Source organism: Streptomyces sp. NPDC034103, assembly GCF_055575395.1.
In genome coordinates this window covers 47,941-70,820 of the sequence record NZ_JBVISS010000025.1, presented here as the reverse complement: position 1 = coordinate 70,820, position 22,880 = coordinate 47,941, and the positions used below count along the sequence as shown (strand labels likewise).

18 protein-coding genes are annotated in these 22,880 nt (G+C 71.0%); 4 read left to right on the top strand and 14 right to left on the bottom strand.

Features of this window, described 5'->3' with window-relative positions:
* Positions 1–66 precede the first annotated feature (66 nt).
* From ACZ56U_RS38360 to ACZ56U_RS38340, 5 genes are all read right to left on the bottom strand, one after another.
* Complete coding sequence (locus tag ACZ56U_RS38360; protein ID WP_469088565.1) at positions 67–2,055, bottom strand: ATP-dependent DNA helicase; 1,989 nt, start codon at positions 2,053–2,055, stop codon at positions 67–69.
* Positions 2,056–2,565: 510 nt separating this feature from the next.
* Entirely contained in the window at positions 2,566–3,411 is an 846-nt protein-coding gene (locus ACZ56U_RS38355; RefSeq protein WP_469088564.1) for a GNAT family N-acetyltransferase, read from the bottom strand.
* A gap of 144 nt (positions 3,412–3,555) precedes the next feature.
* On the bottom strand, positions 3,556–4,341 hold the full coding sequence (locus ACZ56U_RS38350) for an IucA/IucC family C-terminal-domain containing protein (protein WP_469088563.1): 786 nt from the start codon (positions 4,339–4,341) through the stop codon (positions 3,556–3,558).
* Between the two features lie 78 nt (positions 4,342–4,419).
* Positions 4,420–5,772: an IucA/IucC family protein gene (locus ACZ56U_RS38345; protein ID WP_469088570.1), complete on the bottom strand. Its 1,353-nt coding sequence runs from the start codon at positions 5,770–5,772 to the stop codon at positions 4,420–4,422.
* Positions 5,773–6,199: 427 nt separating this feature from the next.
* Positions 6,200–7,960 carry an aminotransferase class III-fold pyridoxal phosphate-dependent enzyme gene (locus ACZ56U_RS38340; protein ID WP_469088562.1) on the bottom strand — a complete coding sequence of 587 codons (1,761 nt, stop codon included), beginning with the start codon at positions 7,958–7,960 and terminating at the stop codon, positions 6,200–6,202.
* 323 nt (positions 7,961–8,283) lie between these two features.
* Here ACZ56U_RS38340 and ACZ56U_RS38335 point away from each other — a divergent pair, with 323 nt between their 5' ends.
* Together ACZ56U_RS38335 and ACZ56U_RS38330 are read left to right on the top strand one after the other, a co-directional pair.
* Complete coding sequence (locus ACZ56U_RS38335; RefSeq protein ID WP_469088561.1) at positions 8,284–9,507, top strand: trypsin-like serine peptidase; 1,224 nt, start codon at positions 8,284–8,286, stop codon at positions 9,505–9,507.
* 213 nt (positions 9,508–9,720) lie between these two features.
* On the top strand, positions 9,721–10,923 hold the full coding sequence (locus ACZ56U_RS38330) for a trypsin-like serine peptidase (protein ID WP_469088560.1): 1,203 nt from the start codon (positions 9,721–9,723) through the stop codon (positions 10,921–10,923).
* A gap of 186 nt (positions 10,924–11,109) precedes the next feature.
* Here the strand turns inward: ACZ56U_RS38330 and hflX are convergent, their stop codons facing one another.
* The 6 genes from hflX to miaA all read right to left on the bottom strand — a co-directional run bounded on the left by hflX (position 11,110) and on the right by miaA (position 19,384).
* Positions 11,110–12,609 (bottom strand): GTPase HflX, encoded by a 1,500-nt coding sequence (gene hflX, locus ACZ56U_RS38325; RefSeq protein ID WP_469088559.1) that lies wholly within the window; start codon positions 12,607–12,609, stop codon positions 11,110–11,112.
* 165 nt (positions 12,610–12,774) lie between these two features.
* Positions 12,775–14,292: a M1 family metallopeptidase gene (locus ACZ56U_RS38320; RefSeq protein WP_469088558.1), complete on the bottom strand. Its 1,518-nt coding sequence runs from the start codon at positions 14,290–14,292 to the stop codon at positions 12,775–12,777.
* 158 nt (positions 14,293–14,450) lie between these two features.
* Positions 14,451–16,577, bottom strand: a complete 2,127-nt coding sequence (locus ACZ56U_RS38315; protein WP_469088557.1) for a RelA/SpoT family protein — start codon at positions 16,575–16,577, stop codon at positions 14,451–14,453.
* A gap of 289 nt (positions 16,578–16,866) precedes the next feature.
* A complete protein-coding gene (dapF, locus tag ACZ56U_RS38310) occupies positions 16,867–17,736 on the bottom strand; it encodes a diaminopimelate epimerase (protein WP_469088556.1) in 870 nt (289 codons plus the stop codon).
* 97 nt (positions 17,737–17,833) lie between these two features.
* Positions 17,834–18,337: a hypothetical protein gene (locus ACZ56U_RS38305; RefSeq protein ID WP_469088569.1), complete on the bottom strand. Its 504-nt coding sequence runs from the start codon at positions 18,335–18,337 to the stop codon at positions 17,834–17,836.
* A 108-nt stretch (positions 18,338–18,445) separates the two neighbouring features.
* A complete protein-coding gene (gene miaA / locus ACZ56U_RS38300) occupies positions 18,446–19,384 on the bottom strand; it encodes a tRNA (adenosine(37)-N6)-dimethylallyltransferase MiaA (protein WP_469088555.1) in 939 nt (312 codons plus the stop codon).
* A 182-nt stretch (positions 19,385–19,566) separates the two neighbouring features.
* Between miaA and ACZ56U_RS38295 the strand changes: the two genes are divergently transcribed.
* Both ACZ56U_RS38295 and ACZ56U_RS38290 read left to right on the top strand, forming a co-directional pair.
* On the top strand, positions 19,567–19,854 hold the full coding sequence (locus tag ACZ56U_RS38295; RefSeq protein ID WP_469088554.1) for a hypothetical protein: 288 nt from the start codon (positions 19,567–19,569) through the stop codon (positions 19,852–19,854).
* Between the two features lie 25 nt (positions 19,855–19,879).
* The gene (locus ACZ56U_RS38290; protein WP_469088553.1) at positions 19,880–20,170 is read left to right on the top strand and encodes an antitoxin; all 291 of its coding nucleotides are present in this window, start codon (positions 19,880–19,882) and stop codon (positions 20,168–20,170) included.
* Positions 20,171–20,234: 64 nt separating this feature from the next.
* Here the strand turns inward: ACZ56U_RS38290 and ACZ56U_RS38285 are convergent, their stop codons facing one another.
* The 3 genes from ACZ56U_RS38285 to miaB are packed head-to-tail and all read right to left on the bottom strand — an operon-like array spanning position 20,235 to position 22,867.
* On the bottom strand, positions 20,235–20,996 hold the full coding sequence (locus ACZ56U_RS38285) for a class III extradiol dioxygenase subunit B-like domain-containing protein (protein ID WP_469088552.1): 762 nt from the start codon (positions 20,994–20,996) through the stop codon (positions 20,235–20,237).
* A 10-nt stretch (positions 20,997–21,006) separates the two neighbouring features.
* The gene (locus ACZ56U_RS38280) at positions 21,007–21,297 is read right to left on the bottom strand and encodes a hypothetical protein (protein WP_469088551.1); all 291 of its coding nucleotides are present in this window, start codon (positions 21,295–21,297) and stop codon (positions 21,007–21,009) included.
* Positions 21,298–21,340: 43 nt separating this feature from the next.
* Positions 21,341–22,867: a tRNA (N6-isopentenyl adenosine(37)-C2)-methylthiotransferase MiaB gene (gene miaB, locus ACZ56U_RS38275; RefSeq protein WP_469088550.1), complete on the bottom strand. Its 1,527-nt coding sequence runs from the start codon at positions 22,865–22,867 to the stop codon at positions 21,341–21,343.
* Positions 22,868–22,880 lie beyond the last annotated feature (13 nt).

The window sequence follows — 22,880 nt, the reverse complement described above, 5'->3', positions numbered from 1 at the left end:
GATAGCGCTTCCCCTCCGCGGGTGGTGTGTCCCCTCCCCTCTCGCGCCCCCCCCCCCCCACGCCCCTCACTCCTCGCCGTCCCGCTCCTCGGTCTGCTTCGCCTTCGCATCGATCGCGGACAGTGACTTCCGGACCTGGTTGCGGTCCGTCGTGTACCAGAAGTCAGGGAGCGAGGCCTTCAGATAGCTTCCGTACCTCGCCGTCGCGAGCCGCTGATCCAGTACGGCGACCACACCCCGGTCCCCCGACGCCCGTACGAGACGACCGGCGCCCTGTGCCATGAGCAGCGCCGCGTGCGTGGCGGCGACGGCCATGAAGCCGTTGCCTCCGGCGTCCTCCACCGCCTTCTGCCGGGCGCTCATGAGCGGGTCGTCGGGGCGCGGGAACGGGATCTTGTCCATGACGACCAGCTGACAGCTGGGACCGGGGACGTCGACGCCCTGCCAGAGCGACAGCGTGCCGAAGAGACAGGTCTTCGGGTCAGCGGCGAAGTTCTTGATCAGCTCGCCGAGGGTCTCCTCGCCCTGGAGCAGGATCGGGAACTCGGGGATGCGGGAGCGGAGTTCCTCCGCGGCCAGCTGGGCGGCTCGCATCGAGGAGAACAGGCCCAGGGTGCGGCCGCCAGCCGCCTGGATCAGCTCCGTCAGCTCGTCGAGCATGTCCGCGCGATCGCCGTCCCGCGCGGGGCGCGAGAGGTGCTTGGCGACGTACAGGATGCCCTGCTTCGGATAGTCGAAGGGCGAGCCGACGTCGATGCCCTTCCACTGCGGGAGGTCGTCTCCCTCGATGCCCTCGGCGGCGAGACCGAGCGAGGCGCCGACACCGTTGAAGTCGCCGCCCAGCTTCAGGGTCGCGGAGGTGAGGACGACGGAGCGGTCCGCGAAGAGCTTCTCCCGCAGCAGGCCGGACACCGACATGGGGGCAACGCGCAGGGAGGCGCCGAAGCGGTCGTGGCGCTCGTACCAGACGACGTCCCACTCGGAGCCGTTGGTGATCCGCTCCGCCACGTCATGCACGCTCTCGACGGACGCCAGGGCCTGCTTGCGGACCGCGTCCTCGTCCTGGACGGACTTGTCACGAGTGGCGCCCATCGCCGAGATGACATTGCGAGCGGCGTCGCGCAGCGCCATGAGGGCGTAGCCGAGGTCCTCGGGGATCTCCTCCAGGCGGCCGGGCAGAGCCAGTTCCATGAGCCGCTCGAAGCCCTCTGCGGCGGTCTGGAGCTGGTCGGCGATCTTCTCGTTGACAAGCTTCGCCGCACGGCGCACCGCGCGGTTGACCTGCCCCGGGGTGAGCTCGCCGGTGGCGACCCCGGTCACGCGGGAGACCAGTTCGTGGGCCTCGTCGACGATCAGCACCTCGTGCTGCGGGAGGACCGGGGCGCCCTCGATGGCGTCGATGGCGAGCAGCGCGTGGTTGGTGACGACGACCTCGGCGAGCTTGGCCCGCTCACGAGCCATCTCCGCGAAGCACTCGGCGCCGTACGCGCACTTCGTGGCACCCAGGCACTCGCGCGACGAGACCGACACCTGGGCCCAGGCCCGGTCGGAGACGCCCGGCGTGAGGTCGTCCCGGTCGCCGTTCTCCGTCTCGTCCGACCAGTCACGCAGGCGCAGCAGGTCCTGGCCCAGCTTGCTCGTGGGCGCCGCGGCCTCGAACTGGTCGAAGAGCCCTTCCTCCTCTTCCTGTGGCACGCCCTCATGGAGGCGGTGCAGACACAGGTAGTTCGACCGGCCCTTGAGCATCGCGAACTCCGGGCGGCGCCGCAGCAACGGGTGCAGCGCGTCGACCGTGCGCGGCAGGTCCCGCTCGACCAGCTGGCGTTGCAGGGCCAGGGTGGCCGTGGCGACGACGACTCTCTCCCCATGTGCGAGCGCGGGCACGAGATAGCCCAGGGACTTTCCGGTGCCGGTGCCGGCCTGGACCAGCAGATGGGAGCCGTCGTCGATCGCCTCCGCGACGGCTTCGGCCATGGTCACCTGGCCGGGGCGCTCCGTGCCGCCGACAGCGGCGACGGCGGCATGCAGGAGTTCGGGGAGTGAGGGCTTTGTCATAGCGCGACAACCCTACGGCCCACCACTGACAAACGAGAGGTCACGGGGGGACGAGGGGCGGGATCAAGACCGGGGGCGGGTGGGGGCGGGGATCGGGATGGTTCGTATGGGGCCGAGTGGGGTCGAGTTTGGACGGTTCGAGATCGGTCCCGGTCTGCTCGGGGGTGGAGTGGATTCGGTTTGCGGTGCGACGCGTCGGAGGTGGGCGGGATCGGTCGGTTTCGGACGGGGGTGGTCGGAGGGGGTGGGGCGGGGTGTGGGGGTGAGGGTGGGGGTGAGGGTGGGGGTACGAGGGCGGTCTGCGGGCGGGGGCAGTGCGGACGCGGGGTGGGGTGGGTGGGCGGGGCGGCGCCGGGGCGAGGGCAGGGGGCCTTCCGGGCGGAGGGCGGGGCCCGTGACTGGCCGCGGTCGCGGCGATGTCGGTCGGCTGGAAAAAGGTGGGAGGTAAGTGGGAACCGAGCCGGGACCGGCGGTGTACCAAAAGTGATGACACTGCGACGGTGCGTCACATCAAGAGAGCAGGGAGCGGGCTCGGACCATGAGGGCGGCTCGCTTGTCGGGCAGGTCGATCTCGGCGGTGTTCCGGAAACCGGCGCGCAGGAAAGCGGAGACGGAAGGGGTGTTGCGGATGTCGGGTTCAGCGATGACCCGTGCGCAGGCGGGGCGTTTGTGGAGTGCGAGGTCGGCGACGGCTCTGAGCAGCGCGCTGCCAAGACCTCGTCCACGGTCTGCGGCCGTGCCGATGAGGAGGTGGATACCGGTGTCATGCGGGCGAGCGGGATAGTGACGGGCCAAGGGGTCCAGGTCGGCCCGGTAGATCTCCCAGTAACTCATCGGCGTGCCGTCCAGCACACCGAGGCAGGGCACGCTTCGACCGTCCCCGTCGAGTTGGGCCCGGACGTGGTGCTCGGCCAGGCTCCGAGAGCCGGACAGTCCCCAGTACTGCGCGACTACCGGGTCGTTCATCCAGCGGCCGACGAGTGGAAGGTCCCGCTCGGCGTGTACAGGGACGAGATGGAAAACGCCCACGGGTGTGGCCACCGGCCCCCAGTCGGCGACGCGGTCGAGGAGGTCGTCGCGGGTCCCGGCGACCGGGTCGGACCCACCTGCGCGGCGCCCGCCATGACCGTTGGCACTGCCGTGGTCGGTCTCGCTCGCGATGAGTGCGAGGAACTCGTCGGGCAGGCGCAGCTCGAGGGTGTCCTCACTGTCCGTGGACCACGTGGCGTCACGGTCGATGCCGGCCGAGCCAGGGTCGAAGGCCGTGGGCCGGCCGGCCACGCCTGGGCTGGTGTGGTCGCCGACGTCAGGGGTGGGGGCGGTACCGGTGTCGGCAGTCGCGTCGGTGGGAGACACGGCGGCGTTCCTCTCAGAAGACGGATTGGGACATGTTCCTCAGGGATGCGGGAGGTTGGAGGGAGGCGGGAGGTGAAGGACGCGGGAGGTTGGCGGTGATCACTCACGAAGGGGTCGATGGTGAGCTGTGCGATCTGGCGGTGATCACGAGAGCAGGGGGTTGGCGATGGTGACATAGACGGACTGGGTGTCGACCGGGCCGACGAGTTCGTCGAGGCCGTGCAGTCGAGTGAGGAGGTTGGCCTTGCAACGGAGGACGGGTGAGTCGAGGAGGCGGGACGGCAGTGACGTGCGCAGTCGGGCGGGCCCGGAGGCGACCTCGCTCAGGAAGCGGCGGAAGGCGGCGAGCAACAGGCGTTCGTCAGCAAGGCGCTGGGAGCCGAAAGCGCCGATGAGACCGAGGACGTTGTTGATGCCGAGGTAGTACGCGAAGCGCTCATCGGTGACGTCGTCGGAGACGAAGGTGTCGCTGCGCGCGCCGATTCCGGGGAGCCTGGCCTCGAGTTCCGCACGTCGGGACTCTCGGAAGTAGTAGCCCTGGTTGTCCCGGTAGCGGCCGCCGATCGGCCAGCCGTCGCCGTCCAACTGAACCAGCGTGTTCTGCTGATGCGCCTCCAGGGCGATGCCTGCCTCCGCGTCGAACCACAGCACCGGACGGACGACCTGCTCCAGGTAACGCAGGAACCACTCCGCGGCGACAGCGCCCAAGGGCCGACCGGTCCGGGTGGCGAGGCGCGTGATGATGTCGGCGAGTCGGGAGCGCATGGCCGGCAGGTCAGCCGTCCCGACGTTCGAGGTGGTGCCCGTGGCGATGCCTGGAGTGGTGCCGGGCTGTGCGAAGGGCCGGGGAGAAACAAGCCCGGCCACACAGGAGACGTCGTCCGTGGGGCGGAACGGGTTGTGCCGGATCATCACGTCGAGTCCTGGCACGGGGGCGCCGTCCGGCCCGTCGACAGCCAGCCAGGCCGGGTCGCGGACGATGTCGAATCCAGGGTGGACGGCTTGCCACTACTCGACGAGGCCGCTGCGCAGAAGACGGTGGACCTCGACACCGCGATGGAGTTCCTTACGGAGGTTTTCACGACGGGAGTTGGTGATGCGCAGGCCCAGCGAGAGCTTGAGCATGGCGGAGGCGCCGGAGCGGTACACCGTGCGGACGGAAGAGGTGGGGTGCCAGGGAGAGCCGTGCGCTCCGAGATCCCGGAGCAGCCCGGCGTCGAGCAGGGAGGCGGTCACGGGGTGATGCCGGACCTCTCGTGACTGCCAAGGGTGCAGAGGCAGGGCCGCATAACCGGCGGGCAGGCGCGGCTCGGTGCCAAGGAGGCGAGCCGTGAGCCGTGCCGCCGGGACCCGACGCCCTCGCTCGGTCCAGGCCGAGTCGGTGGCGAGTACGGAGGGAGCGACAGCGAGCCAGTGCAGGGGGAAGGAGCCACGCAACTCAGGTGAGTACAAAGACGCTTCCGCCTCGGACAGCCCTTCACGACTCTTGGGCGCCGGGTGCAGGGAGTGGCCCAGCACCAGGGCCTGTTCGGCGGCGAGGAAGAGGTCCGGTGCGTCGGAAGGCCGCTTCCGTCGGTCGTCGATGAAGGTCACGGTTCGGCGTACGGAGTCGGCTACGCGGGCGACGAGGTCGGTGCCGTGGGTGGGTTGGGAGCGGTGGCTGGGCGGATACGGCTCTACGTCGACGGGGTTGGGGGGTGAGGCCGAGGTGGTGAGAGCCGTCAGGGTGGGGATGGCGTCGTGGGTGGGGGTGGCGCCGTGGGTGGGGGTGGCTGGCTTGGCGGCCGTGACCGACGGCTCGGCAGTGGCCGGCTTAGGAGCCGTGTCCGATGGCTCAGCCGTGGCCAGCTCGGCGGCCGTGACCGACGTCGGGGCTACGGCCGGGATGCGGGCGGCGGTTGGCGTGGGAGCAACCGCCGGCCCGTGGACAGCCGTTGGTGTGACGACGATGCTGCCCGCTTCCGGGGCTTCCCGGGTGAGCAGGGCAGCGAGGGTGACGGCGTCGAGGGGCGGGGACTGTTGGGGAGCGTCGGGCAGGCGGGGAGGCCCGAAACGGTGCCACCCCGTCGGCGACCAATAGTGGACGGGGGTGAGCAGAGCGGTGCCGCTGGCGGGCAGAGGAATGCGCAGGGTGCCGTCGATGGGAGCGGGAAGGTCGGTCTCGCGCACCCAGCAGCGCAGCAGGTTCTCCACGGCTGCGGACTGGGCCGCGGTGTGCGGGTCCGGGTGGTCCAGGGGGTCTGGGGTCGCGCCACGCAGCCACTCGGCGTTCCTGCGGTTGCCCGGCGTGCAGGTCCCGGCCTGCCCCGGAACGCGTCCTTGCCCTCGGCTGTCACCCCGGCTGGAAGGCCTGTCCTGCAACGGGCCGCGCCCCTGTTCCGGGACCCGTTCCTGGGGACGAGGGGTCGTGGCGGCGGTCGCACCGACTTGAGGCTGCTGGGAAGCCTCCGTGGTGGAGGTGCCTTGAGTGGGCGTGCGGACGACACCATCGGGGGCGGGGGTGGAGTTCAAGGCTGTTCCTCGTGAGCGGGTTCCGGGTCGTGGGAGTGGGGCGGGTCGAGTGCCGGGGGGTGGTGCGGAGGGTGTTGGTCTGCCGCGGTTCGGTGGGATTGGCAGTGCGTCGGTGAGCAAGGCCTCAGGTGAAGACGGGTCAAGTGGAGGCGGGTCAAGTGGAGGCGGGATGTGGTTCCGGAGCTGGAGGAATAGGTGGGGACTGGTTCATGTGGCGTCGCGTGGAGGGGGGTTGCGTGGAGCGGCGCTGCGTGCGGGGCCCTTGAAGGTAGCCAGGTCACCGATCGGCAGGTTGGCCCTCCCGTGGGGCGCGATCGGCGGGCCGGTCACGCGTCTGGCCGGTTGGGCTCTTTGGACTGTGAGGAACCCGGCCGCGAGGGGTCTCGCCGCAAGCCAACGCCTCCACTGCCTCCACCGCCTCGGACAACCGCTCCAGCACCGCGTCCTCCTGCTCGTCGCTGATCGTCAGGGGCGGGAGGAGGCGTACGACGCTCGCGTGGTCTCCACCGAGTTCGACGATGAGACCGCGTCGCAGGCACTCTCGCTGGACAGCAGCGGCGAGTTCAGGGGCGGCAGCACGGGTGCCGGCGCCCACACCCCCGCCCTCCACTCTCTCGACGCCGGCCCTCCCGGCGCCCACGCCCCCGGCATCCGCACTTCTAGCCCTCTCCCACCGAAAGACACCGGCCCCCGGGCCGACACCTGCACCGGCACCGGCACCCACACCAGCCCTCCCGCCCAGGAAGCGCGCACTCCTCACCAAGCCGCCTCCACCCCCGTCCCCCGCGGCCGGATCCACCAGCTCAACCCCCACCATCAACCCCCGCCCCCGCACAGCCCCCACGCACGCGAACCGCTCCCCAAGCTCCCGCAGCCGAGAAAGCATTCGCGCCCCCAGGAGCGCCGCACGCTCGGCAAGCCCGTTCTCGCGCACGTGGGCGAGTGTCGCCGTGCCCGCGGCCAGGGCGAGTTGGTTGCCGCGGAAGGTGCCAGTGACAGGGGCGCCGTGTTCCCGGACGTCGAGGTCGTCGCGGTGGACCAGCACGGACAGGGGCAGGCTGCCGCCGATGGCCTTGGAGAGGACCATCACGTCGGGGGTGACGCCACTGTGCTCCACCGCCCAGAAGGCACCGGTGCGGCCGACGCCGGTGTGCACCTCGTCGGCGATCAGGGGAACGGAACGGTCCGCCGTCAGTTGCCGCAAGCGCCGCATCCAGGCACCCGGCGCCGAAATCACCTCACCTTCCCCCTGGATGGGCTCCACCAACGCCCCGGCAGGGAGCGGAGCATCCGACGCGGGGCCGCCGAGGAGGAACTGCGCCCAAGGGCCGACGAGCTCTTCCCCACTCGCGCCGCCCGATCCGAGACCGACGCCACCACCGACCCCACAGCCACAGCCACAGCCACAGCCACAGCCACAGCCACAGCCACAGCCACAGCCACAGCCACAGCCACAGCCACAGCTGACGCCGCCGGCACCCGCACAGGCACAGGCACACGCACCCTCACAACCACCGTCGCCGCGACACCACCCCCGCGCAAAACGCACCCCCGTGACGTCACCGTCACCGACGCCCACCACGCCCCGCCCGCCCCCGGTGAACGTGACGATGCCCCTGCGCCCGGTCGCCGCTCGGGCGAGGTCGACGGCGGCCCGCATCGCGTCCGAACCGCTCGGCCCGCAGAACCGCACGCGCGCGTGGTCGGCGAGGCCGGGCGGCAGGGTGCGGAGCAACTCGGTGACGAAGGCGTCCTCGACGGGTGTCACGAGGTCCAGGGCATGCAGGGGCGCGCCGGAGTCGAGGACCTTGCGGATCGCCTCCAGGACCGCGGGGTGATTGTGCCCGAGGACCAGGGTTCCCGCACCGGAGAGACAGTCCAGGTAACGGCGGCCGTCCGCGCCCTCGATGGTGAGTCCGCGGGCCCGCACGGGCACGATCGGCAGGGCACGCGCATAGGTGCGCGCCGTCGGCTCGCGTGCCGACTGACGCCGAGGACTCCCCTCGGACACGCACCCGCCGTACGAAGACTCGGCCACGTCACCCTGCCCTCCCGCCGCCGTCCGCGCCCAACGGCGAGCCGGAGTCGCAGCATGGGCACAGGGGACCGCACACACAGCAGGCCCCCAGGGCTACCAACCCCGGACGGTTCACCGGGTTACGGGTTGCCGCAAGATCCTTGCCGTGACGGAACCGTTGCCGTTCCGTGGGAAGTCCCCCACAGCGAGCGCATAGTGTGTGTTGCCGTTCCAAGAGGCCGTGCGCGCACAGGAGATCGGCACCGGACGGCAAGAGCCGCCGGGGTGTCGACGTGGGATCACGGCCACGCACCGAGTTCGTTCACCCCAGGGGGAGTCAGATCATGCGATCCATACGGCCGTTGCCCACCGTCCGCCGGGAAGGGGGCACGCGCCGCAGGACCTCCCCCGTGCTGGCCGCCGTGGCCCTCGCCTCCGCGCTCGCGCTCACCGCCACCGCCTGTGAGTCGGGCGACGCCGACGCCGACGCGCAGGCCTCCGCCACCGCCGCGTCCGAGGGCGACGGCAAGATCACGATCCCGGACGACATCAAGGACCGGCTCAAGGAGCACGGGATCGACGTCGACAAGTGGAGGGACGGGGCCTGGAAGGACTGGAGCAAGGACGACTGGCTCCGCGAGGCCGGGGACTACATCAACCCGATCATCGAGGGGCTGTGGGACGCGGACCGCATGCGGGAGGCCGAGGAGCCGGACCAGGAGGTCGACGACAGCGACCTCGACGGTGACCAGGGAGTGACCGACCCGGAGCCGGCGCCCGTGGACGCGAAGGCCGTGTCGCCTGCGTACCACGACAGTGTTCCCGAGGCGGGCAAGGTGTTCTTCGACTCCCCCGAAGGACAGATGGTCTGCTCGGCCACGGTCGTGCAGGACCCGGCGCACCCCGGCAAGTCCAACATGGTGTGGACGGCGGGCCACTGTGTCCACGCGGGCAAGAGCGGCGGCTGGTACCGCAACATCGCGTTCGTGCCCTCGTACAACGACAAGGCTCTGGCGACCTCCGAGTTGGAGAGTGTCACCAGGGAGGAAGTCGCGCCGTACGGCGTGTGGTGGGGTGACTGGGCGCAGACCTCGGACCAGTGGATCGAGCAGGGCGGTGCGACGGGTGGCGACGGTGCCTCGTATGACTTCGCGGTCATCCATGTGACGCCGGAGGAGGGCGGCTCGGGCAAGTCGCTGGAGGAGACGGTCGGTTCGGCCCTGCCGGTGGACTTCAAGGCTCCGGCGGCGGCGAAGATCCAGAGCATGACGGCGACGGGTTACCCGGCGGCGGCGCCGTTCGACGGTCAGACGCTGTACCAGTGCCAGGACAAGCCGGGGCGGTTGTCGCTCAAGGCGTCGGACCCGACGATGTACCGCATCGGCTGCACCATGACGGGCGGTTCGTCCGGTGGCGGCTGGGTCGCGACGGGCTCGGACGGCAAGCCGGCGCTGGTGTCCAACACCTCGATCGGCCCGGTGTCGGCAGGCTGGCTGGCCGGACCGCGACTGGGTGAGGTGGCCAAGGGCGTGTACGACTCGGTCAGCAAGAAGTTCGCCGGCCAGTAGCGGCCCGGCACCGGAGAGGCGGGGCGGCTCTCGGAAACCTTCACCGTCCCGCCGCCGTTCGCCCTCAACTCCACGGGCATAGTGGGGTGTCGCGTGACTCGGGGGCTCACGTAGAACGCACGCCCCCTCGGATGACACGCCCATGACATCAGCGCGTTGTGCAGTACTCGCGCGCAGTGAAACACCGATCGCTCCAACGGGGGTTACCGCACCATGCGTTCCACACGTACGCCCGCGACAGCGCGGCGTCGGCATCGTACCGCTCTCGTCGCCACCGGCCTCGTCGCCGCCCTGGCGCTGACCACGACCGCCTGCGAAGGTTCGGACACGGCGAGCGACAAGCCGGCCGCCACCACGTCCCAGGCCGCCGACAGCGGCAACGACAAGATCCAGATACCTGCCGACCTCGCCGGCAAGCTCAAGGAGCACGGCATCGACGTCGACAAGTGGAAGGACGGCGGCTGGCGGGACTGGGACAGGGACAAGTGGCTCAGCCAGGCCAAGGACTTCGTCAACCCGGTGATCGAGGGCCTCTGGAAGCCCGAGCGGATGAAATCCGCGAAGGAGGCCAACAAGACGTACTCGACGAAGGACGCGGCAGCCGAGCAGGGCGTCACCGACCCGGACCCGGCACCCGTCGAGGCCTCGGCCGAGAAGACGCCCTACCACCAGAACGCGGCGCCGGTCGGCAAGATCTTCTTCGACACTCCTGAGGGACATGCCGTCTGCTCGGGCACGGTCGTCAAGGACGTGAACCACCCGGGCAAGTCGAATCTGGTGTGGACGGCGGGCCACTGCGTGCACGCGGGCGACGGTGGTGGCTGGTACCGCAACATCATGTTCGTCCCGGCGTACAACGACTACGGCAAGTCCGAGGCGCAGCTCACCAACTCCAACCCCACCGAGATCGCTCCGTATGGCCAGTGGTGGGCCGACTGGGCCTCCACCTCGAACCAGTGGATCGCGGGCGGCTCGGAGACCGGCGGCGACGGGGCCGCGTACGACTACTCGATGCTGCACGTGAAGCCGGAGTCGGGCGCCAAGTCGCTGGAGGAGACGGTAGGTGCCGCGCTGGACGTGGACTTCTCCGCCCCCTCCGCGACCGAGGTCGCCAAGATGGGCGCCTGGGGCTACCCGCAGGCGGCGCCGTACAACGGTCTGAAGATGTTCAAGTGCATCGACCAGCCGGGCCGGCTCTCGCTCAGCACCACGCTGCCGACGATGTACCGCATCGGCTGCACGATGACCGGCGGTTCGTCCGGCGGCGGCTGGTTCCGGGTGGTGGACGGCAGGACCAAGCTGGTCTCGAACACCTCGATCGGCCCGGCGGACAACACCTGGCTGGCGGGCCCGCAGCTGGGCCAGGAGGCCGAGGCGATCTACCAGAACATGAGCAAGACGTACGGCGGTAAGTGATCCGTACACGCCGGAAGGCCCGCCCCTCACGACGAGGGGCGGGCCTTCTCGCTGTCCTGTGACGGACGGCTGTCCTGCGCCGGGCGAACGGCAGGCGGCCGGCATCAGCCCAGCTGACCAGCACCGGCCGAGGCGCCCGGCATCAGCTCAGCAACCCGACACCGGCTCACGCGTGGGAACCGAAGCTCAGGCGACCGGCACCGGCTCCGGCACATACGCCGCCAGCTCCGCCGCCAGCTCCTCGTGCACCCGGACCTTGAGCAGGGTGCCCTCCGGGGTGTGCTCCTCGGAGATCACCTCGCCCTCGTCGTGGGCGCGGGCGACGAGCTTGCCGAGCGTGTACGGCACGAGAGCCTCGATCTCGACCGAGGGCCTGGGCAGCTCGTTGTCGATGAGCGCGAGCAGTTCCTTGATGCCCCGGCCGGTACGGGCCGAGACCGCGATGGAGCGCTTCTCGATCCGCATCAGCCGCTGGAGCGTCAGCGGGTCCGCCGCGTCGGCCTTGTTGATCACGACGATCTCGGGCACGCCGGTGGCGCCGACGTCCCTGATCACCTCGCGCACGGCGGCCAGCTGCTCCTCCGGGTTCGGGTGCGAGCCGTCCACCACGTGCAGGATCAGGTCGGACTCGCCGACCTCCTCCATGGTGGAGCGGAACGCCTCGACCAGGTGGTGCGGCAGGTGCCGTACGAAGCCGACGGTGTCCGCCAGCGTGTACAGCCGGCCGCTCGGGGTCTCGGCCCGGCGCACGGTCGGGTCGAGGGTCGCGAACAGGGCGTTCTCGACCAGCACGCCCGCGCCCGTGAGGCGGTTGAGCAGCGAGGACTTGCCGGCGTTGGTGTAGCCCGCGATGGCCACGGACGGCACCTTGTTGCGCTTGCGCTCCTGGCGCTTGATCTCGCGGCCGGTCTTCATCTCCGCGATCTCCCGGCGCATCTTCGCCATCTTCTCGCGGATCCGACGCCGGTCCGTCTCGATCTTGGTCTCACCGGGACCACGGGTGGCGAGGCCGCCGCCCTTGCCGCCGCCCATCTGCCGGGACAGCGACTGACCCCAGCCGCGCAGTCGCGGCAGCATGTACTGCATCTGCGCGAGCGCGACCTGCGCCTTGCCCTCTCGGGACTTGGCGTGCTGGGCGAAGATGTCCAGGATCAGGGCCGTACGGTCGATGACCTTGACCTTCACGACGTCTTCGAGGTGGATGAGCTGGCCCGGGCTGAGCTCACCGTCGCAGATCACGGTGTCAGCGCCGGTCTCCAGGACGATGTCCCGCAGCTCGGTGGCCTTGCCGGATCCGATGTAGGTGGCGGCGTCGGGCTTGTCGCGGCGCTGGATCACGCCGTCGAGCACGAGTGCGCCCGCGGTCTCCGCGAGGGCGGCGAGCTCCGCGAGGGAGTTCTCCGAGTCCTGCGCGGTCCCCGAGGTCCAGACGCCGACGAGCACGACCCGCTCCAGACGGAGCTGGCGGTACTCGACCTCGGTGACGTCCTCGAGTTCGGTGGAGAGGCCTGCCACGCGGCGCAGGGCCGCGCGCTCGGAGCGGTCGAACTGGTCGCCGTCCCGCTCTCCGTCGATCTCGTGGCTCCAGGCGACGTCCTCTTCCATCAGGGCATCGGCCCGAAGACCTTCGGGGTGTGAGTGCGCGAAGCGCTGCGAGTCCTGGGAAGAAGATGAAGAGGAGGTCATTGGGTCCTTACGTCGTTGGGGATGTCGATACGGCGATCGTCACGGCGATGACCGCGATGGTCGGGCCGATCACTGTGCTCAACGCACGAGTACCCCGGGAGATTCCCGTGTCCCGTGCCGCCGACCCGAAGATGGTCGCACGGCACGGCCCGTCTCGTCATCGCCTTATTTCGCGGGCGTCCCGGCGGGTGCCTTCGCGGATGCCTTGGCGGGCGCCTTCGCCGGCGCCACCGACTTCCACCCCGGGTGGCCCGGCATCGGCGGCGTCTTCTCGCCGTAGAGCCAGTCCTGGAAGAATCCGCCCAGGTCGCGGTCGGAGATCTCCTCGGCGAGCGCGACGAAGTCGGCGGTCGTGGCGACCCCGTCCTCGTGGCGGTTCACCCAGGCCCGCTCCAGTTCCGCGAAGGCCGGGCGGCCGATCTCCTGGCGCAGGGCGTAGAGGACCAGCGCGGCGCCGTCGTACACGTTGGGGCGGAAGATGCTGATCTTCTGGCCGGCGTCGGGCTCCTTGGGCTCGGCCGGGGGGCCTCCCGCGGCGCGCCAGCGGTCGGAGGCGCCGTACGCGGCCTTCATCCGCGCCTCCATGGACTTGCCGGCCTTCTCATCGGAGTACAGGGCCTCGTACCAGGTGGCGTGTCCCTCGTTGAGCCACAGGTCGGACCAGTTGCGGGGGCTGACGCTGTCACCGAACCACTGGTGGGCCAGTTCGTGGACCATGATCGACTCGACATACCACTTGGGGTAGGCGGGCTCGGTGAACAGCTTCCTCTCGAAGAGGGAGAGGGTCTGCGTCTCGAGTTCGAAGCCGGTGTCGGCGTCGGCCATGAGCAGGCCGTACGTCTCGAAGGGGTAGCGCCCGACCTTGCCCTCCATCCAGTGGATCTGGTCCGGCGTCTTCTCCAGCCAGGGTTCGAGCGCCGCGCGGTGCTTGGTGGGCACCACGTCACGGATCGGCAGTCCGTGCGGTCCGGTGCGGTGCAGCACGGTGGAACGGCCGATGGAGACCTGCGCGAGCTCGGTCGCCATGGGGTGCTGGGTCCGGTACGTCCAGGTGGTCTGCCCGGCGACCCGGTCCACGCCGGTCGGCAGTCCGTTGGCGACGGCGGTGTACCCGTCGGGCGCGGTGACCCTGATGGTGAACATCGCCTTGTCGGAGGGGTGGTCGTTGCACGGGAAGACCAGGTGGGCGGCGTCGGCCTGGTTGGCCATGGCGAGGCCGTCCGTGGTCCGGACCCAGCCGCCGTCCCGGTTCCCGGCGGACACGGGGTCGCTGGTGTGCCGCACGGTGATCCGCGTCCAGCTGCCGCCGGGCAGCGGCTCCTCGGGGGTGACCACCAGGTCCTCACCGGCGTCGGCGAAGGACGCCTGGTCGCCGTCGACCTCCACGGACTCGACCGTGCCGTGCGCGAAGTCGAGGTTGACGCGGTCCAAGGAGGTCGTCGTCCAGGCGTCGATCGTGGTGACGGCCTTCAGTGGCTTGCTGTTGGAGCCGGGATAGGTGAAGGAGAGGTCGTACGACGCCACGTCGTACCCGGGGTTGCCCAGGTGTGGGAAGAGGCGGTCGCCGACGCCCAGCGGGGTGGCGGGGGCGCTTGCGGCGACGAGGCAGACGGACACGGCGGAGGCGAGCAGCGCGGCCGCCTTCAGCCGGCGCGGGCTCCTGGCGTGGGGGGTGAGCAGCATGCACCACCGCTACCAGTGCGCGCGCGCCGCACGGCGCCGACTCGCGCCCGGCCCACCCGAACGAGTAACGGTCTGGTGGGATGCGGGCGTGGACGCTCAAGGGTGTCCGGAGTGACGCCGAGGGGGCGCCGGGGGCGCGGGGCGCGCGTACCGCGCTCTCACGCGTTCGTCGTCTGCGCCCTGCTCACGTCGTACACCCCGGGGACGTTCCGCATGGCCCGCATGAGTGTGGGCAGCAGGGCCGCGTCCGGGAGTTCGACGGTGTAGGTGTGGCGGACCCGCTGCTGGCTGGGGGGTTCGACGGTCGCGGAGACGATCTCGGCGCCTTCGAGGGCCATGGCCTCGGTGAGGTCGGCGAGCAGATGGGGGCGGCCGAACGATTCGGCGAAGAGTGTGACCCGGCAGCCGGCGGTCTCGCCCCAGCGCACGGCGACCTCCGCGCGCCCCGCCTCCGTCATGCGCGCCACCGCCGGGCACTCGACCCGGTGCACGGTGACCACTCCCCCGCGCACCGCGAATCCGGTGATGTCGTCGGGCGGTACGGGGGTGCAGCACCCGGCGAGCCGCACGGTGGCGCCCGGCGGGTCGACGAGGACGTCGGCGCCGCCCGGGCGCAGAGCCGGGGTGTCCGCGGCCGGCGTCTCGGCGGCCGCGCGCGGGGCGACCTCGCGCTCCGCGGGCGCGTCGGCCTCCTGCGGCTCCTCGGGCGAGGGGTGGGTCGCGATCCAACGTTGGATGGCGATCCGCGCGGCGGGTGTGTGCGCGTGCTCCAGCCACTCCCTGGAGGGCTCGGAGGCCGGGTCCTGGCCCATGAGGAGCTGGACGGTGTCACCGTCCCGCAGAACGGTGCTCAGGGTCGCCAGCCGGCCGTTCACGCGGGCGCCGATGCACGCGTGCGCGTCCTCGCCGTACTGCGCGTAGGCGGCGTCCACACAGGTCGCTCCCTCGGGCAGGCCCAGGGTCCCGCCGTCGGGCCGGAACACGGTGATCTCGCGGTCCTGGGCGAGGTCCTCGCGGAGTGTGGACCAGAACGTGTCCGGGTCGGGCGCGGCCTCCTGCCAGTCGAGGAGGCGGGAGAGCCAGCCGGGACGGGTCGGGTCCTCGCGCTCGCCGTCCAGGGGCTCCTCCGAAGGGGGCGCGTAGGGATTGCGGAGCGCGACGACACCGGCCTCGGCGACCTTGTGCATCTGGTGGGTGCGGATGAGGACTTCGGCGATCTGACCGTCACCGCGCGCGACCGCGGTGTGCAGTGACTGGTACAGGTTGAACTTCGGTACGGCGATGAAGTCCTTGAACTCCGAGACGACGGGCGTCATGCAGGTGTGGAGCTCTCCGAGGACGCCGTAACAGTCGGCGTCCTCGTTGACCAGGACCAGCAGTCGGCCGAAGTCGACGCCGCGCAGCTGGCCGCGCTTGCGGGCGACGCGGTGCACGGAGACGAAGTGCCGTGGCCGGATGACGACTTCGGCCGGGATGCCGGCGTCGCGCAGCACGCCACGCACCTCGTCGGCGATGTCGGCGAGGGGGTCGTCCGCGCGGGAGGCGTTGTCGACGATCAGCTCCCGCGTGTGCTCGTACTCCTCGGGGTGCAGGATCGCGAAGACCAGGTCTTCCAGTTCGGTCTTGAGCGCCTGCACGCCGAGCCGTTCGGCGAGCGGGATGAGGACGTCACGGGTGACCTTGGCGATGCGTTCCTGTTTCTCGGGCCGCATCACGCCGAGGGTGCGCATGTTGTGCAGCCGGTCGGCGAGTTTGATCGACATCACGCGGACGTCGTTGCCGGTGGCGACGAGCATCTTGCGGAAGGTCTCCGGCTCGGCGGCGGCGCCGTAGTCGACCTTCTCCAGCTTCGTGACGCCGTCGACGAGGAAACGGACCTCCTCGCCGAACTGCTCCCTGACCTGATCGAGCGTCACCTCGGTGTCCTCGACGGTGTCGTGGAGCAGGGAGGCGGTCAAGGTCGTGGTCTCGGCGCCGAGCTCGGCGAGGATCAGGGTCACGGCGAGCGGGTGCGTGATGTACGGCTCACCGCTCTTGCGCATCTGGCCGCGGTGCGAGGACTCGGCGAGGACGTAGGCGCGGCGCAACGGTTCGAGGTCGGCGTCGGGGTGGTGGGCGCGGTGGGCCTCCGCGACATGGCCGATGGCGTCGGGCATCCGGTCGCGCGCGGTCGGGCCGAGCAGGGCGGCGCGGCCCAGGCGGCGCAGGTCGATCCGCGCCCGCCAGCGGGCCGCGGGTCCCGTTACCGGACCTGGGGTCGCGGGGTTCGTGGCCTCCGCACTCATGGGCACCTCCGGCTGCGTCAACCGGCGGACGGGGTGCCCCAGGGCGGACACGGCTCAGGGGATGGCATCAATCCCCCGTCCGGGCCGGTGCTTGATGCTACCGAGCCCACCACGTGCGGCTGACCGCCTCTCGTCGAGCGTGAAACGGATCACCCATTCGAGCGACGATTTCCAGGTTTACGGTTTCGCGCCAGCTGACCTGCGGTTGTCCGTCGTTTCAGACGGTCCCGGCACGCCCCGAGCTGCGAATCCGAGCACCCGCTACCACCGGACCCGTCGATTTACACGGTCAGCGGGCCGCGCTTTCCAGCCATTCCGTGTCGATCGTGCCCTCGGCCACGATCACGGCGGGGCCGGTCATCTCGATCTCGCCGTCGGGCCGCTCGGTGATCACGAGGGTGCCGCCGGGCACGTCGACGGTGTACGTCACCGGGGTCCCGGTCACGGCCGGGTCCGCGCCGTCCCTGCGGGCGGTGGCCACAGCGACCGCGCACGCGCCCGTGCCGCACGACCGGGTCTCGCCGGAGCCGCGCTCGTGCACGCGCAGGGCGACGTGACGGGGGCCGCGGTCCACGACGAACTCCACGTTGACCCCTTCGGGGTACGCGGCGGCCGGGCTGAAGGGCGGCGGGGAGTACAGGGTGCCCGCGTGGGCGAGGTCGTCCACGAAGGCCACGGCGTGCGGGTTGCCCATGTTCACGTTCCGCGCGGGCCAGCTGCGCTCGCCGACGCTGACGGTGACCTCGCCCTCGGGGAGGCGGGCCTTGCCCATGCCGACGGTGACGTCGCCGTTCTTGGCGAGGTGCACGGACTTCACGCCCCCGCGCGTGGCGATCGCCAGGTCGCCCTCGGTGACATGTCCGGCGTGCTGGAGGTAGCGCGCGAAGACCCGGACGCCGTTGCCGCACATCTCCGCGATCGAGCCGTCGCCGTTGCGGTAGTCCATGAACCACTCCGCCTCGGCCGCCATGTGCCGGGCCTCGGGGTGCGCGGCGGACCGCACGACGTGCAGCACGCCGTCGGCGCCGATACCCGCGCGGCGGTCGCACAGGGCGGCCACGGCGGCCGGGGACAGGTCTACGGCGTTCTCGTGGTCCGGGACGATCACGAAGTCGTTCTCGGTGCCGTGGCCCTTGAGGAAGGCGATCCGCGTGCTCATCCCTCGATCGTACGGGGTGGGTACGACACCGGGTCACGGACCGTCGCGCGGCGTCCGTACGCGCGCGTGGCCGTACGTCGTGCCACGCGCGTGCAGGTCAGCGCAGCCGGGCCACGCGGAGGACGGCCAGCGCGATCACGGCGGCGACGGCCACGGCGTACAGCAGCACCACGCGCCAGTCCGGGCGCCGCCCGGAGCCCCGCTGCGGCCAGCCGGGCCACGTGTACCCGACGCGACGGGCGGCCATCATGCCCCAGCCCGCCGCGCACGAGCAGATCAGCAGGCCGAGCATGGCGATCACGGCCCCGCTGTCACCGAAGTCGAAGGCGAGCGGGAAGGCGAACATCAGGGAGCCGACCGCGGCCAGGGAGACGATGGGCGCCAGCTGCCAGATACGCATCCGGCGCTGCGGACGCAGCTCGACCTCTACCTCCGGGCCGCCCGGGAACATCTCCTCGGGCTCGGGACCGTCGGCTGTGACGCCGTCCGGCGTCTCGTCGGGCCCGTCAGGGCTCAGACGGTCCTCGTCCTGCTCCGGTTCACCGCTGTCGACGGTGAGGGGCTCGGTGCCGTGTGCGGTGTCGCGAGGGCCGGCCTCCATCGCCACGCGCCCTCCCAACTCGGACTTCACTTGGTCGATCGAAGCTCGATAATGGCACGGCGCCGGAGGCCGGGATGACGGCCGGAGCGTCCCGATGCCAGGACGTGATCAGGCTGTAACCGGTCGTTCGACCAACGCCAGTGCGAGCCGCGGAAGTTCTGTGAGATCCGCCGCAGCCCCACTCAGCCAATGCACCCGGGGATCGCGCCTGAACCACGAATCCTGGCGGCGCGCGAAGCGCTTGGTGGCACGGACGGTCTCCTCCCGCGCCTCCTCGAGCGTGCACTCCCCGGCGAGCGCCGCGAGCACCTGCTGGTACCCGAGCGCGCGCGAGGCCGTCCGCCCCTCGCGCAACCCGTGCGCCTCAAGCTCCCGTACCTCGTCGACCAGGCCCGCGTCCCACATCCGGTCGACCCGGCGCGCGATGCGCTCGTCGAGCTCGGGGCGCGCGACGTCGACGCCGATCTGGAGGGTGTCGTAGACCGAGTCGTGGCCGGGGAGGTTGGCGGTGAAGGGCCGGCCGGTGATCTCGATGACCTCGAGCGCCCGAACGATCCGACGGCCGTTGCTGGGCAGGATCGCCCGGCCGGCCTCGGGGTCGGCGGCGGCCAGGCGGGCGTGCAGGGCGCCGGAGCCGCGGAGCGTGAGCTCCTCCTCGAGGCGGGCCCTGACGTCGGGGTCGGTGCCGGGGAACTCGAGGTTGTCGACGGCGCCGCGGACGTACAGGCCGGAGCCGCCGACGAGGATCGGCCAGCGTCCCTCGGCGAGCAGCGCGTCGATCCGCTCGCGCGCGAGCCGCTGGTACTCGGCGACGGAGGCGGTGACAGTCACGTCCCAGATGTCCAGCAGATGGTGTGGGACGCCGTCGCGCTCCTCGGGCGTCAGCTTGGCGGTGCCGATGTCCATCCCTCGGTAGAGCTGCATGGAGTCGGCGTTGACGACCTCGCCGCCGAGACGTCGGGCCAGGAAAACTCCCAGATCGGACTTTCCGGCCGCGGTCGGTCCGACGACGGCGATGACGCGGGGGGCGGGGGGTGCGCTGCTCACCGCCCCAGTCTCGCAAACGTCAGGGTATGGCCTCGAACGAGTTACGTGACGGCACGCGCTCGGGGTCGTTGCCTGTTGCGTGGTTTTCGCCGCCGGTTTCGAGAGGCGGCACCCGGGATGGCGCAAACGGACGCACCGGGCAAGGCGGGTTTTCCCCCGCACAAGTACCGTATGGAGTGGATATGGGTGTTTTCGCACGACTTCTTCGGAGGTCGAAGGCTACGGAGGAGACGTCGACCACCGAGGCGGGAGCCGCCCCACTGACGGCCGAGCCCGAGGTGGAGGAGGCGACAGCGGCGAAGGAGCCGGCCGGGACAGAGCCCAAGGCCGAGTCCGAGGCCGGGAAGCCGGCCGAGCCGACGGCTACGGAGTCCGTCGAGTCCGGTGCCGCCGAGGGCGTCGACATCCCCAAACAGCAGTCCGCCGAAGAGGCGGCCGACCGTGACGCCGGCGACAGCGCCCGCACGTAACTGCCCCCGCGCGGGAAGGTGAACGATGGGTCTCCTGGACAATTTGAAAGCCAAGCTCAGCCCGGCCAAGGGAAAGGTCTCCGGCCTCGCTCAGCAGCACGGGGACAAGATCCAGCACGGTCTCGACAAGGCCGCGAAGGTGGTCGACGAGAAGACCAAGGGCAAGTACAGCGGCAAGATCCAGACGGGCACGGGCAAGGCCAAGGACGCCATGGACCGACTCGCGCACAAGGACGACGGCATGGGCGGCGGCATGGGCGGCGGCATGAGCGGCGGCCCCACCACGCCCCCGTCCGCACCACCGCCCGCTTCCTGAACGGCACATCGACGGACGGCCGCGAGGTTTCGGACCTCCCGGCCGTCCGCCGTTTCCCGAGCCGTCAGGACCAGGCCGCGACCAGGTACCCCACGCCGTAGGGCGCGTCGTCGTACAGCAGTCGGCCGTCCAGGCCCGCGCCCTCGGCCGCGCCCGCGAGGACCTGCCAGGGGGCCCGCCCGGACGCCTTGAGCTCGTACGCCAGCTCGGTGTCCAGCGCTTGGAGGGCCGCCACGTCCGCCGCCGCCAGCGCACGCGCGACCCGCGCGTCGAAGGGTGCCGCCCGCTCGTCGAGGTAACCCGGCGCCTTGAGCGTGCGGCAGGCGCTGGCGTCGCCCATGACCAGCAGCGCCACACGCTCGGCCCGCGCGGCGATGTCCCTCCCGACATGGATACACCGCTCGGCGGCCAGGGGTTCCCCCACACCGAGTCCCTCGATCGGGGCACCCGACCAGCCGACGCGTTCCAGCAGCCACGCGGCCACGGCGAGCGAGAGCGGCAGGGCGCGCGCGGACACCTCGCCCGGGTCCGCACCCGGTCGACCGCCCGGGTCCGCGCCCGGCCGCCCGTCCCGGTCCGCGCCCAGTCGTACGTCGAGGTCGACACCGAAGCCCCGGAAGGAGCCGCGCGTTCCCTCCGCGTGCGTGCCGCGACCGTTCTCCTCGGCGGGGCCGATCACCACGAGCAGGTCCGGCCGGGCGGCGGCGAGCACGCCGAGGGCGTCCGTGCACGCGGCCCGCGCGGAGTCCAGCTCGGGTGCGGCACCCGCGGCGACCTCGGGCACGAGGAGCGGCGGACAGGGGCAGACGGCGGCGGCGACCAGCATGATCGGCAGCCTACTGCCAGGGGTTCGGCTCGGTGTCGGTGCTCCACGCCAGTTCGGCCAGCCGGTACAGCACGTGCTGTGTGACCAGCCTGCCTTCGATGGTGGCGTAGTACGCGTCCCCGTCGCCGATCCGGTAGACCCGTCGGCTCTTCTGCCGCCGCCGGGACCGCGGGCTGTGGGTGCAGGCGATCTCGTACAGCCTCGCGCGGGCCCGTTCGAGGGTGTCCTCGATGTGCTCCACCTCGTCGAGGCTGTACGACTCCCCGTACCCGGCCTGCACCACGACCACCCAGCGCGGCATGCCTCTCCCCGTCCCTCGTCGCCACGACGAGTATGGCGCGCGCTCAGTCGACCGCGCAGCCCCCCGTCGCCGCCGGCAGCGGTTCCGGTACGCCGATCTTCGGCAGGCCCAGCAGCACGCCCGCCGGCTTCGCCGCCTCGGCGGCGTTGCGCTTCTCCCAGGCGTCGCCCGCTCGGGTGCGGCGGACCTTCAGGACCTCGCCCTCGGCGAGGAGGTGGTGCGGGGCGGCGTAGGTGATCTCGACCGTGACCACGTCGCCGGGGCGGACCTCCTCGGCCGGCTTGGTGAAGTGGACCAGGCGGTTGTCGGGAGCGCGGCCGGAGAGGCGGTGGGTGGTGCCGTCCTTGCGGCCCTCGCCCTCGGCGACCATGAGGTCGAGCGTGCGGCCGACCTGCTTCTTGTTCTCCTCCCAGGAGATCTCCTCCTGGAGGGCGACGAGACGCTCGTAGCGCGCCTGGACGACCTCCTTGGGGATCTGGCCCTCCATGGTGGCCGCGGGGGTGCCGGGGCGCTTGGAGTACTGGAAGGTGAAGGCGTTGGTGAAGCGGGCCTCGCGGACCACGTGCATGGTCTGCTCGAAGTCCTCCTCGGTCTCGCCGGGGAAGCCCACGATGATGTCGGTGGAGATCGCCGCGTCCGGCATCGCGGCGCGCACCTTCTCGATGATCCCGAGGAAACGCTCCTGCCGGTACGAGCGGCGCATCGCCTTCAGGACCGTGTCCGAGCCGGACTGGAGCGGCATGTGCAGCTGCGGCATCACGTTCGGTGTCTCGGCCATGGCCGAGATCACGTCGTCGGTGAAGTCGCGCGGGTGCGGGGAGGTGAAGCGCACGCGCTCCAGGCCCTCGATCTTGCCGCAGGCCCGCAGCAGCTTGCTGAACGCCTCACGGTCGCCGATGTCGGAGCCGTAGGCGTTGACGTTCTGGCCGAGCAGCGTGATCTCCGAGACGCCCTCGGCGACCAGGGCCTCGATCTCGGCGAGGATGTCGCCGGTGCGGCGGTCCTTCTCCTTGCCGCGCAGCGCCGGGACGATGCAGAAGGTGCAGGTGTTGTTGCAGCCGACGGAGATCGACACCCAGGCCGCGTAGGCGCTCTCACGGCGGGTCGGAAGGGTCGACGGGAACGCCTCCAGGCTCTCGGCGATCTCGACCTGCGCCTCCTCCTGCACGCGCGCGCGTTCCAGCAGGACGGGCAGCTTGCCGATGTTGTGCGTGCCGAAGACGACGTCGACCCAGGGCGCCTTCGACACGATGGTGTCGCGGTCCTTCTGAGCCAGACAGCCGCCGACCGCGATCTGCATCCCGGGGCGCTTGGTCTTCATGGGCGCGAGGCGGCCGAGGTTGCCGTACAGCCGGTTGTCGGCGTTCTCCCGCACCGCGCAGGTGTTGAACACGACGACGTCGGCGTCGCCGTCGGAGCCCTCGGGCGCGCGGACGTAGCCGGCGTCCTCGAGCAGACCGGACAATCGCTCGGAATCGTGGACGTTCATCTGGCACCCGTAGGTGCGCACTTCGTAGGTCTTGGAAGAGGAGGAGACGTCCACTGCCTGGCTCCGGTCGATGCTGCTCATGTGACAAGGGTAG

Coding starts and splice junctions, on each gene's coding strand:
- ACZ56U_RS38335 (WP_469088561.1), top strand. CDS start 8,284: ATGCGATCCATACGGCCGTTGCCCACCGTCCGCCGGGAAGGGGGCACG.
- ACZ56U_RS38360 (WP_469088565.1), bottom strand. CDS start 2,055: ATGACAAAGCCCTCACTCCCCGAACTCCTGCATGCCGCCGTCGCCGCT.
- ACZ56U_RS38285 (WP_469088552.1), bottom strand. CDS start 20,996: ATGCTGGTCGCCGCCGCCGTCTGCCCCTGTCCGCCGCTCCTCGTGCCC.
- ACZ56U_RS38290 (WP_469088553.1), top strand. CDS start 19,880: ATGGGTCTCCTGGACAATTTGAAAGCCAAGCTCAGCCCGGCCAAGGGA.
- miaB (WP_469088550.1), bottom strand. CDS start 22,867: ATGAGCAGCATCGACCGGAGCCAGGCAGTGGACGTCTCCTCCTCTTCC.
- ACZ56U_RS38295 (WP_469088554.1), top strand. CDS start 19,567: ATGGGTGTTTTCGCACGACTTCTTCGGAGGTCGAAGGCTACGGAGGAG.
- ACZ56U_RS38330 (WP_469088560.1), top strand. CDS start 9,721: ATGCGTTCCACACGTACGCCCGCGACAGCGCGGCGTCGGCATCGTACC.
- ACZ56U_RS38280 (WP_469088551.1), bottom strand. CDS start 21,297: ATGCCGCGCTGGGTGGTCGTGGTGCAGGCCGGGTACGGGGAGTCGTAC.
- ACZ56U_RS38315 (WP_469088557.1), bottom strand. CDS start 16,577: ATGAGTGCGGAGGCCACGAACCCCGCGACCCCAGGTCCGGTAACGGGA.
- hflX (WP_469088559.1), bottom strand. CDS start 12,609: ATGACCTCCTCTTCATCTTCTTCCCAGGACTCGCAGCGCTTCGCGCAC.
- ACZ56U_RS38320 (WP_469088558.1), bottom strand. CDS start 14,292: ATGCTGCTCACCCCCCACGCCAGGAGCCCGCGCCGGCTGAAGGCGGCC.
- ACZ56U_RS38305 (WP_469088569.1), bottom strand. CDS start 18,337: ATGGAGGCCGGCCCTCGCGACACCGCACACGGCACCGAGCCCCTCACC.
- dapF (WP_469088556.1), bottom strand. CDS start 17,736: ATGAGCACGCGGATCGCCTTCCTCAAGGGCCACGGCACCGAGAACGAC.